The sequence below is a fragment of the Citrobacter freundii complex sp. CFNIH4 genome (assembly GCF_002934505.1).
In the GTDB taxonomy this organism is placed as follows: domain Bacteria; phylum Pseudomonadota; class Gammaproteobacteria; order Enterobacterales; family Enterobacteriaceae; genus Citrobacter; species Citrobacter freundii.
In genome coordinates, this window is the sequence record NZ_CP026231.1 from 4419042 (window position 1) to 4430681 (window position 11640).

General features: G+C 51.3%; 11 protein-coding genes. 9 read left to right on the forward strand and 2 right to left on the reverse strand.

The annotated features are described in order from the left end of the window. Positions 1-37: 37 nt before the first annotated feature. Positions 38-1519 carry a guanosine-5'-triphosphate,3'-diphosphate diphosphatase gene (gene gppA / locus C2U41_RS22620; protein ID WP_003844615.1) on the reverse strand — a complete coding sequence of 494 codons (1482 nt, stop codon included), beginning with the start codon at positions 1517-1519 and terminating at the stop codon, positions 38-40. Between the two features lie 136 nt (positions 1520-1655). Continuing rightward, complete coding sequence (gene rhlB, locus C2U41_RS22625; RefSeq protein WP_003017994.1) at positions 1656-2924, reverse strand: ATP-dependent RNA helicase RhlB; 1269 nt, start codon at positions 2922-2924, stop codon at positions 1656-1658. Between the two features lie 143 nt (positions 2925-3067). On the opposite strand from rhlB, the gene trxA reads away from it, so the two are divergent. From trxA to rffA, 9 genes are all read left to right on the forward strand, one after another. After that, positions 3068-3397 (forward strand): thioredoxin TrxA, encoded by a 330-nt coding sequence (gene trxA / locus C2U41_RS22630; protein WP_001280776.1) that lies wholly within the window; start codon positions 3068-3070, stop codon positions 3395-3397. A 130-nt stretch (positions 3398-3527) separates the two neighbouring features. Then, the gene (locus tag C2U41_RS22635; protein ID WP_049259789.1) at positions 3528-3647 is read left to right on the forward strand and encodes a rho operon leader peptide; all 120 of its coding nucleotides are present in this window, start codon (positions 3528-3530) and stop codon (positions 3645-3647) included. An 87-nt stretch (positions 3648-3734) separates the two neighbouring features. Further along, positions 3735-4994 (forward strand): transcription termination factor Rho, encoded by a 1260-nt coding sequence (gene rho, locus C2U41_RS22640; RefSeq protein WP_103849465.1) that lies wholly within the window; start codon positions 3735-3737, stop codon positions 4992-4994. A 202-nt stretch (positions 4995-5196) separates the two neighbouring features. Further along, on the forward strand, positions 5197-6327 hold the full coding sequence (wecA, locus tag C2U41_RS22645) for a UDP-N-acetylglucosamine--undecaprenyl-phosphate N-acetylglucosaminephosphotransferase (RefSeq protein ID WP_176602770.1): 1131 nt from the start codon (positions 5197-5199) through the stop codon (positions 6325-6327). Between the two features lie 12 nt (positions 6328-6339). Further along, on the forward strand, positions 6340-7386 hold the full coding sequence (gene wzzE, locus C2U41_RS22650; RefSeq protein WP_103848953.1) for an ECA polysaccharide chain length modulation protein: 1047 nt from the start codon (positions 6340-6342) through the stop codon (positions 7384-7386). Between the two features lie 55 nt (positions 7387-7441). Further along, positions 7442-8572, forward strand: coding sequence for a non-hydrolyzing UDP-N-acetylglucosamine 2-epimerase (gene wecB / locus C2U41_RS22655; RefSeq protein WP_032948215.1), 1131 nt, complete (start codon positions 7442-7444; stop codon positions 8570-8572). After that, the gene (gene wecC, locus C2U41_RS22660) at positions 8569-9831 is read left to right on the forward strand and encodes a UDP-N-acetyl-D-mannosamine dehydrogenase (protein ID WP_016151230.1); all 1263 of its coding nucleotides are present in this window, start codon (positions 8569-8571) and stop codon (positions 9829-9831) included. Before wecB ends, wecC begins: the two co-directional genes overlap by 4 nt. Then, positions 9828-10505, forward strand: coding sequence for a dTDP-4-amino-4,6-dideoxy-D-galactose acyltransferase (gene rffC / locus C2U41_RS22665; protein WP_103848952.1), 678 nt, complete (start codon positions 9828-9830; stop codon positions 10503-10505). Before wecC ends, rffC begins: the two co-directional genes overlap by 4 nt. A gap of 4 nt (positions 10506-10509) precedes the next feature. After that, positions 10510-11640, forward strand: a complete 1131-nt coding sequence (rffA, locus tag C2U41_RS22670) for a dTDP-4-amino-4,6-dideoxygalactose transaminase (RefSeq protein ID WP_016151232.1) — start codon at positions 10510-10512, stop codon at positions 11638-11640.

Sequence of the window (11640 nt, forward strand, 5' to 3'; positions counted from 1 at the left end):
GGCCGGATATGTGTAAGCACTATCCGGCAACCAGCATCTAACGCACTTCCAGCGGCCAGTGGACATAGCTTTGCCACTGGCTTTCCTGATCGATTAACTCTTTACCCAGCGGATGATGTTCCAGCCAGCCTTCTGGTAGAGTGACCGTCAGGTGCTCGTTTCTTGCATCCAGTTGAATTTCCGGCACAAGATCGTCACGGCGACGACTGGCGAAAATGATCGCCAGGCGTAGCAAACGACAAAGATGCTCCGCGATGCGCGGTGGCACTGCGTTTTGCTGGTGGAGCGAAGAGAGATCGACGGGATTGGTCTGGTTGAGTAACAGCGTCGCTAGCAGTTTCTTTTGCGCAGGTGTAAAACCCGGAAGATCGAGATTGCGCACCAGATAAGCGGCATGCTGTGGTGCCTGTTTAAAATCAACGCTTAGGCCAATTTCATGCAACTGACAGGCACTAATCAGTAGTTCGCGGCTAATCGGTTCAAGATGCCACTTTTTTTCTACCTGATCGAGAAATTTAGTCGCTAAATTGGCAACACGATGTGCTTGCTCTGTATCGACCATAAAGCGGCGCTGGATATTGCGTAATGTGCGGCTACGAATATCCTGATCCACCGCCAGATGCAGCATACCGTAGACCAGACCTTCACGTAATGCGCCGCCGGCCAGGGTCATGCATTGAATGTTCAGTTCGGTGAAAATAGCAATCAGAATGGCCAGCCCGCTGGGGAAAACCAGCGCACGTTCCAGCGTTAACCCTTCGATTTCCAGCTCTTCCAGACGACCGCAGTGAATGGCGCGCTGCTTAAGCTGCTGAAGTTTGGCCAGCGTAATGCGCTCATCCATGCCCTGCGCCATCATGATTTCCTGCAACGCCTGGACGGTGCCAGAGGCACCAACGCAAACTTTCCAGCCATGAAAACGCAGTTTGTCGGCGACCGGGCGCAGAACTTCGCGAGCGGCTTTCTCGGCCTCGTCAAAGTTTTCCTGTGCCAGATTACGATCGGTAAAATAGCGTTCGAGCCAGGTGACGCAGCCCATTGACAGGCTGAACAGGGAAGTGGTTTGCGCGCCAGAACCGGTAACCAACTCTGTGCTGGCCCCGCCAATGTCGACGACCAGACGCTGATCTGCGCCGCCGGTAGTGTGGGCCACACCTTGATAAATCAGGCGCGCTTCTTCTTCACCGCTAATCACCTGGACAGGGCAGCCGAGGATCTCTTGCGCTTTAGCAATAAACACATCGGCATTTACGGCGATGCGTAATGTTGCCGTGGCGACCACGCGGATTTGTGGATGCGGAATATCCTGCAGACGTTCTGCAAACAGGCGCAAACATTGCCAGCCGCGCTCCATCGCTTCAACAGAGAGCTCGTTGTCACCGTTGAGTCCAGCAGCCAGACGCACTTTGCGTTTGATACGAGTGAGCGTCTGGATGCTTCCTGCCACCTCGCGTACAACCAGCATATGAAAACTATTTGAGCCGAGATCGATTGCCGCATACAGCGAAGTAGAATTCATACACTTCATCCTTCAACCTGTATCTGTATTGGCTGCGTTCTCTCACCCGAATCACTTACTAAAGTAGGTTCATCGGGATTCGTTTTCTTGCCGCCTTGATACAGGCTGAATGATTTTGTGTATGGCATAACGTTTCTTAACCTGAACGACGACGATTACGCGGAGCACCACCGGTACGGCGTGGGCCATTGCCTGTGCGCGGACGCGTTAAGCGCAACGGCTTCGGCAGGTCGGTCATCAGCGCATCCGGGTTATATTTGCTGACCGGAATCGAGTGGCCGATATAGGTCTCGATTGCGGGTAAATTCAGCGCGTACTCTTCACAAGCGAGGCTGATAGAGTGACCGCTTGCGCCAGCACGACCGGTACGACCGATACGGTGAACGTAATCTTCACAGTCATCCGGCAGGTCATAGTTAAATACGTGCGTTACGGCTGGGATATGTAGACCACGTGCAGCAACATCCGTCGCAACGAGAATGTCGATATCGCCACGGGTGAATTCATCAAGGATTCGCAGACGTTTTTTCTGCGCCACGTCACCGGTCAGCAGACCGACACGATGACCGTCTGCAGCAAGGCTGCCCCAGATATCTTCACAACGATGCTTGGTGTTAGCAAAAACAATGGCGCGATCTGGCCACTCTTCTTCAATCAGCGTTTGCAGCAAACGCATTTTCTCTTCGTTGGAGGGGTAGAAGAGCTCTTCTTTAATGCGATGGCCAGTTTTCTGTTCCGGTTCGACTTCAACGTACTCAGCGTTATTCATTTGTTCGAACGCCAGTTCGCGAACGCGGTAAGAGAGGGTTGCAGAAAACAGCATATTCAGACGTTGGGTGGTTGGCGGCATACGACGGAATAGCCAACGGATATCTTTAATAAAGCCCAGATCGTACATACGATCGGCTTCATCCAGCACCACGACCTGAATCGCGCCCAGATTAATGTGGTTCTGTTTTGCATAGTCGATGAGACGACCGGTCGTGCCGATAAGAATATCGACGCCGCTTTCCAGCACTTTCAGCTGTTTATCGTAACCGTCGCCGCCATACGCCAGGCCTAATTTCAGACCAGTGGTCTGTGCCAGCGGCTCGGCATCGGCGTGGATCTGCACGGCTAACTCACGCGTTGGCGCCATAATTAACGCACGCGGTTGGTTCACCTTGCGATCGGCAATCGCGGGATGAGAGAGAAGATAATGAAACGTTGACGTCAGGAACGCCATCGTTTTTCCGGTACCGGTTTGCGCCTGCCCGGCAACATCACGACCAGCCAGCGTTAGCGGCAGCGCGAGGGCCTGAATGGGCGTACAGTTATGAAAGCCTTTGTTTTCAAGGGCTTCTATCACCTTTGGGTGCAGGGCGAAGTCGGAAAACTTCTGTTCTGTTAAATGTGTTTTGCTCATAGTGTGGTAGAATATCAGCTTACTATTGCTTTACGAAAGCGTATCCGGTGAAATAAAGTCAACCTTTAGTTGGTTAATGCTACATCAACACGTCGTTGATTAATGCTACACCAATGCACCAGGCTTATTCCTGTGGAGTTATTATGAGCGATAAAATTATTCACCTGACTGACGACAGTTTTGACACGGATGTACTCAAAGCGGACGGAGCAATCCTCGTTGATTTCTGGGCAGAGTGGTGCGGTCCGTGCAAAATGATCGCTCCGATTCTGGATGAAATCGCTGACGAATATCAGGGCAAACTGACGGTTGCTAAATTGAACATTGACCAAAACCCAGGCACCGCGCCGAAGTATGGTATCCGTGGCATCCCGACCCTGTTGCTGTTTAAAAACGGCGAAGTTGCGGCGACAAAAGTCGGCGCGCTGTCCAAAGGTCAGTTGAAAGAATTCCTCGACGCTAATTTAGCGTAAGGAAGTCTCATGATCGGGCGACCATACTTCGAAATGATTCGGATGACTGGACGCCCGACTTGAGTCGTGCTAAGTTAGTGTTGACTTCGTATTAAACATACCTTATTAAGTTTGAATCTAGTTATATCCAATACTTCCCGTTGTTTCTCGCGCGAGAAGTGGACAGATTCCTGGCTTGTCACTCAATCCGTCTTGTCGTTTCAGTTCTGCGTACTTTCCTGTGACCAGACAGCGAACAGACATGAGTTGATGGCCGTAAACAGGCATGGATGACCCTGCCATACCATTCACAACATTAAGTTCGAGATTTACCCCAAGTTTAAGAACTCACACCATTATGAATCTTACCGAATTAAAGAATACGCCGGTTTCTGAGCTGATCACTCTCGGCGAAAATATGGGCCTTGAAAACCTGGCTCGTATGCGCAAGCAGGACATTATTTTTGCCATCCTGAAGCAGCACGCAAAGAGTGGCGAAGATATCTTTGGTGACGGTGTGCTGGAGATATTGCAGGATGGATTTGGTTTCCTCCGCTCTGCAGACAGCTCCTACCTCGCCGGTCCTGATGACATCTACGTTTCTCCCAGCCAAATCCGCCGTTTCAACCTCCGCACTGGTGATACCATTTCTAGTAAGATTCGCCCGCCGAAAGAAGGTGAACGCTACTTTGCGCTGTTGAAAGTTAACGAAGTTAACTACGACAAACCAGAAAACGCCCGTAACAAAATCCTCTTTGAGAACTTAACGCCGCTGCACGCAAACTCTCGTCTGCGTATGGAACGTGGTAACGGTTCTACTGAAGATTTAACGGCGCGTGTACTGGATCTGGCATCGCCGATCGGTCGTGGCCAACGTGGTCTGATTGTTGCTCCGCCGAAAGCGGGTAAAACCATGCTGCTGCAGAACATCGCGCAGAGCATTGCATACAATCATCCTGACTGCGTGTTGATGGTGCTGCTGATTGACGAACGTCCGGAAGAAGTTACCGAGATGCAGCGTCTGGTGAAAGGTGAAGTGGTTGCGTCTACCTTTGACGAACCAGCCTCCCGCCACGTTCAGGTTGCGGAAATGGTTATCGAGAAGGCGAAACGTCTGGTTGAACACAAGAAAGACGTTATCATTCTGCTTGACTCCATCACCCGTCTGGCACGTGCATATAACACCGTGGTTCCTGCTTCCGGTAAAGTACTGACCGGTGGTGTGGACGCCAACGCCCTGCATCGTCCGAAGCGTTTCTTTGGTGCTGCACGTAACGTGGAAGAGGGCGGTAGCCTGACCATCATCGCGACTGCGCTGATTGATACCGGCTCTAAAATGGATGAAGTTATCTATGAAGAGTTTAAAGGTACCGGCAACATGGAACTGCACCTCTCTCGTAAGATTGCTGAAAAACGCGTCTTCCCGGCTATCGACTACAACCGTTCCGGTACCCGTAAAGAAGAGTTGCTCACCACCCAGGAAGAGCTGCAGAAAATGTGGATCCTGCGTAAAATCATCCATCCGATGGGTGAAATCGACGCCATGGAGTTCCTCATTAACAAGCTGGCGATGACCAAGACCAATGACGACTTCTTCGATATGATGAAGCGTTCCTGATTCGGGCATCATCTGAAAACGCCACGTTTTTACGTGGCGTTTTGCTTTTACGATTCATCCTAATGTTTGGTCAGATAAAATTGTCATTATTATCGGCGTCATGGATTGTCACAATGTGCGGCATGACCGACAAGAGGTAGGAAGTGTAATGTTTTAGCTGCTCTCTTCAAGGGGGCGTCTTAACGCATTATACTTTAAGGAAATGATATATGCTGAGAACACATACACTGTGAATCTACTCGCTGCTTTCTCTGAGCTAGTTAGTATTTTTTTATTCACAACCATTTTTATTTTTTTGGCACGAAAAGTAGCCATAAAAATAGGTTTAGTGGATAAGCCAAACTTCCGCAAACGTCACCAAGGGATTATTCCGTTAGTGGGCGGGATTTCTGTGTTTGCCGGAATCAATTTCATGTTTGGCCTTTCGGATTATTACATTCCCCATGCCTCTTTATACCTCTTCTGTGCAGGTGTGCTGGTGTTTGTTGGCGCGCTTGACGATCGTTTTGACATCAGCGTAAAAATACGAGCAGTCGTTCAGGCGGCGATTGCTATTGTGATGATGGTAAAAGGTGAGCTTTATCTAAGTAGCCTGGGATATATTTTTGGCCCGTGGGAGTTGTTGTTGGGTCCCTTTGGTTATTTTCTCACCCTTTTTGCCGTCTGGGCGGCGATTAACGCCTTTAATATGGTTGATGGCATTGATGGCTTGTTAGGCGGGCTATCCAGCGTCTCATTCGCAGCGATGGGGTTTATCCTGTGGTTCGATGGCCAGACAAGCCTGGCAATCTGGTGTTTTGCCATGATCGCCGCCATTCTGCCTTACATCCTACTGAACCTGGGGATTCTCGGACGCCGCTATAAAGTCTTTATGGGCGATGCGGGGAGTACGCTGATTGGCTTTACGGTAATCTGGATCCTGCTGGAGACCACTCAAGGTAAAACGCATCCTATTAGCCCGGTCACGGCTCTGTGGATTATCGCCATTCCGTTAATGGATATGGTGGCGATCATGTATCGTCGTTTACGTAAAGGCATGAGTCCTTTCTCTGCAGATCGCCAGCATATTCATCATTTAGTGATGCGCGCCGGGTTTACTTCCAGACAGGCATTTGTTCTGATCACGTTGGCTGCAGCGATTCTGGCCTCTATCGGTGCACTGGCTGAATATTTTCGTTTAGTCCCTGAATGGGCCATGTTGGTGCTCTTTTTACTGGCATTCGGTCTTTACGGTTACTGTATTAAGCGAGCATGGAAGGTGGCGAGATTTATTAAGCGAGTTAAGCGCAGACTACGAAGGCACCGCGAAGGCAAACCAAACTTAACCAAGTAAATTGAGGATGCGATGACACAACCATTACCGGGGGAACACGCCGTGAGCGCAGAAAATGAACTGGATATCCGTGGGTTGTTTCGTGCCTTATGGGCAGGGAAAGTGTGGATTGTCGGTATGGCTCTCGCCTTCGCGTTAGTCGCTCTCGCCTATACGTTCTTTGCTCGTCAGGAGTGGAGTGCGACGGCGATTTCAGACAGGCCCACGGTCAATATGTTGGGCGGTTATTACTCTCAGCAGCAATTCTTGCGTAACCTGGACATCAAGGCCAGTCTTGCATCAGCGGATCAACCGTCAGTGATGGATGAAGCCTATAAAGAATTTATTATGCAGCTTGCCTCATGGGATACGCGCCGTGAATTCTGGCAGCAGACTGATTACTACAAGCAACGTATGGTGGGTAACAGCAAAGCCGATGCGGCGATGCTGGATGAACTGATCAATAACATTCAGTTTATGCCTGGCGATGCGGTTCGTAATACCAATGACAGCGTGAAGCTGATTGCCGAGACGGCACCCGATGCCAACAATCTGTTGCGTCAGTATGTTGCGTTTGCCAGTCAGCGTGCTGCGCGTCATCTGAACGACGAGTTAAAGGGAGCCTGGGCTGCGCGCACCGTGCAGATGAAGGCACAGGTAAAACGCCAGGAAGAAGTGGCGAAATCGATTTTCTCTCGCCGAGTCCACAACATTGAGCAGGCACTCAAAATTGCTGAACAGCATAATATTTCGCGTACTTCCACTGACGTTCCGGCTGAAGAATTACCTGATTCAGAACTGTTTTTGCTTGGACGCCCTATGCTGCAGGCGCGACTCGAAAACCTGCAATCTGTTGGTCCCGATTTCGATCTGGACTACTTCCAAAACCGAGCCATGCTTAACACACTGAACGTTGGGCTAACTCTGGATCCGCGTTTTCAGACCTATCGTTATTTGCGTACGCCGGAGGAACCGGTAAAACGTGACAGCCCTCGTCGTGCCTTCCTGATGATTATGTGGGGCATCGTTGGGGCTCTGATCGGTGCTGGTGTCGCGTTAACCCGTCGCCGCACGATTTAGCAATATCGTTGCAGTGAGGGGCTGGGCCCTCACTGCCAATCCGAAGAGAATCGATGTGAAAGTACTGACTGTATTTGGCACGCGACCGGAGGCCATAAAAATGGCACCTCTGGTTCATGCGTTGGCAAAAGATCCTGATTTTGAGGCAAAAGTTTGCGTCACGGCGCAGCATCGCGAGATGCTCGATCAGGTGTTGAACCTTTTTTCCATTGTACCTGACTACGATCTCAATATTATGCAGCCAGGTCAGGGACTAACAGAAATTACCTGCCGAATACTGGAAGGATTAAAGCCTATTCTGGCTGACTTTAAACCCGACGTTGTGTTGGTTCACGGCGATACCACGACCACCATTGCCACTAGCCTGGCCGCGTTCTATCAGCGTATTCCGGTAGGGCATGTGGAGGCGGGTTTACGTACAGGCGATCTCTACTCTCCCTGGCCGGAAGAGGCGAACCGTACGCTGACGGGGCATTTGGCGATGTATCATTTTGCGCCAACAGAAAACTCGCGCCAAAACCTGCTACGGGAAAATATTTCTGATAGCCGTATCTTCGTTACAGGTAATACGGTTATTGATTCGTTGATCTGGGTTCGTGACCGTGTACTGGGAAATGAGGTGCTGCGTACCGATCTGGCAGAACGTTATCCTTTCCTGGCTGTTGATAAAAAGATGATACTGGTGACCGGTCATCGTCGTGAAAGCTTCGGTCGCGGTTTTGAACGCATATGCCACGCGCTGGCGGAAATTGCTGCGGCCAATCAGAACGTACAGATTGTCTATCCGGTGCACCTGAATCCTAACGTTAGCGAACCGGTGAATCGCATTCTGGGTCACGTTGAAAACGTCATCCTGATTGAACCGCAGGATTACATGCCGTTTGTCTGGCTGATGAATCATGCCTGGCTGATCCTGACCGACTCCGGTGGGATTCAGGAAGAAGCCCCATCTTTGGGGAAACCGGTACTGGTGATGCGCGAAACGACGGAACGTCCGGAAGCGATTACTGCAGGTACAGTACGTCTGGTAGGGACAGACCCGCAGCGTATTGTCGAAGAAGTCACGCGTTTGCTGCATGACGATAATGAATATCAGACCATGAGCCGCGCCCATAATCCGTATGGTGACGGGCAGGCATGTGGCCGCATTTTACACGCGTTAAAAAATAATCGGATATCGCTATGAGTTTTACGACCATTTCTGTCATTGGGCTGGGTTATATCGGACTGCCGACGGCGGCTGCCTTTGCTTCCCGTCAAAAGCATGTGATTGGCGTAGATGTAAATCAACACGCGGTGGATACCATTAATCGCGGTGAAATTCATATCGTTGAGCCAGATTTGGGCGCCGTAGTGAAAACGGCGGTCGAAAATGGATTTCTGCGTGCGACCACAACCCCTGTAGATGCGGATGCCTTTCTGATTGCTGTGCCTACTCCGTTTAAGGGGGAGCACGAACCCGATATGGTTTATGTGGAAGCCGCAACCAAGTCTCTTGCTCCGGTGCTGAAAAAAGGCGCGTTGGTGATCCTTGAATCGACGTCGCCTGTCGGGGCTACCGAACAGATGGCCACATGGCTGGCTGAAATGCGTCCTGATTTGACTTTCCCGCAGCAGGTCGGTGAACAGGCTGACGTTAACATTGCTTATTGTCCAGAACGCGTGCTGCCGGGCCAGGTGATGGTTGAACTGATTAAAAACGACCGCGTGATTGGGGGAATGACCTCCGTCTGTTCCGCGCGTGCTAGCGAACTGTACAACATTTTCCTTGAGGGTGAATGTGTCGTGACCAACGCGCGCACTGCGGAAATGTGCAAGCTGACTGAAAATAGTTTCCGCGACGTCAATATCGCCTTCGCTAATGAGTTGTCGCTGATTTGCGCCGATCAGGGGATCAACGTCTGGGAACTGATTCGCCTGGCAAATCGCCATCCGCGCGTGAATATTTTGCAACCGGGTCCGGGTGTTGGCGGGCACTGTATCGCGGTTGATCCGTGGTTTATCGTGGCGCAGAACCCGCAGCAGGCGAAATTGATTCGCACCGCGCGTGAGGTAAACGACGGTAAGCCTCATTGGGTGGTCGATCGGGTAAAAGCTGCCGTGGCCGACTGTCTGGCGGATACCAATAAACGGGCCAGCGAAGTGAAAATTGCCTGTTTTGGTCTGGCATTTAAACCGAATATCGATGATTTACGTGAAAGCCCGGCGATGGGAATTGCGCAAAGTATCGCGCATTGGCACAAAGGCGAAACATTGGTGGTGGAACCGAATATCCATCAACTGCCGAAAAAACTGGACGGTCTGTGCCAACTGGCAACGCTGGACGATGCCCTGGGAAGTGCCGATGTACTGGTCTTGCTTGTCGACCACAATGAATTTAAAGCCATTAAAGGCGATGCGGTTCACCAGCAATATGTCGTTGATACCAAAGGGGTCTGGCGGTGAAAATCCGCGCCAGTATTGAGCCGCTTAGCTGGGAAAATACGTTCTTTGGCGTCAATAGCGCCATTGTACGTTTTGACCAACATGCGCCGGTTCTGACTGCGGATGCGTTGCAGCCCTGGTCGCGGGTACAGGCAAAAATACCTGCCGCCAATACCCAAGAATTAGATGCCCTGCAACAGCTGGGCTTCTCACTGGTTGAAGGTGAAGTGGATTTTGTGCTGCCAGTGACGTGTGCACATGGTGACCCCGGTGCGCAGGTCGCACAAACTACGGATATCCCTGCATTACGCCATCTGGCAGGACAGGCGTTCGCGCAAAGTCGTTTTCGCCCCCCGTGGTATGCCGCAGATGCCAGCGCGCGTTTTTATGCGCAGTGGATTGAAAACGCGGTGCTGGGGACGTTCGATCATCAATGCCTCGTTTTTCGTACACCAACAGGTGAGATTCGTGGCTATGTCTCGCTGCGTGAACTGAATGCGACCGAGGCGCGAATTGGCCTGCTAGCCGGGCGTGGGGCGGGAGCAGAACTGATGCAGGCCGCGCTTTGCTGGGCGCAGGCTCACGGTAAAACAGCACTGCGTGTGGCGACCCAAATGGGCAATACCGCCGCGCTTAAACGTTATATACACAGTGGTGCGAATGTGGAAAGCACCGCGTATTGGTTATACAGGTGACACGATGATTCCATTTAACGCACCGCCGGTGGTGGGCACTGAACTCGATTACATGCAGGCTGCGATGAACAGCGGCAAACTGTGTGGCGACGGCGGTTTTACCCGTCGCTGCCAGCAGTGGCTGGAACAGCATTTTGGCAGCGAGAAAGTATTGCTGACGCCTTCCTGCACCGCATCGCTTGAGATGGCGGCATTGCTGCTGGATATCCAGCCTGGCGATGAAGTCATTATGCCAAGCTATACGTTTGTCTCCACGGCCAATGCTTTCGTGCTGCGAGGCGCGAAAATTGTCTTTGTTGATATCCGCCCGGATACCATGAACATTGACGAAACGCTGATTGAAGCGGCGATCACCGACAAAACCCGCGCGATTGTGCCGGTGCATTACGCGGGTGTGGCCTGCGAAATGGATACTATTATGGCGCTGGCGACCAAACATAACCTGTTTGTGGTGGAAGATGCGGCCCAGGGCGTTATGTCGACTTACAAAGGTCGGGCGCTGGGGACGATTGGTCACATCGGTTGCTTTAGCTTTCATGAGACCAAAAACTATACTGCAGGTGGTGAAGGCGGCGCGACGCTGATTAATGATAAAAAATTAGTCGAACGTGCAGAGATCATCCGTGAAAAAGGGACAAACCGCAGCCAGTTTTTCCGTGGCCAGGTAGATAAATATACCTGGCGTGATATCGGCTCCAGCTATTTGATGTCCGATCTACAGGCCGCTTATCTGTGGGCGCAACTGGAAGCAGCGGACCGCATTAACCAGCAGCGTCTGACTCTGTGGCAGAACTACTATGATGCTCTTGAACCGCTGGCGCGTACCGGACGTATCGAGCTGCCTTCTGTACCGGACGGCTGCGTGCAAAACGCCCATATGTTTTACATCAAGCTGCGCGATATCGACGATCGCACGGCGTTGATTAACTTCCTGAAAGAAGCTGAAATTATGGCGGTGTTCCACTATATCCCGCTGCATGATTGCCCGGCTGGCGACAAATTCGGCGTATTTGCCGGTGTTGATCGTTACACCACCAAAGAGAGCGAGCGTTTGCTGCGTTTACCGCTGTTCTACAACCTGTCGCCGGTCAACCAGCGAACGGTAATTTCGACCTTACTCAACTACTTCGCCTGA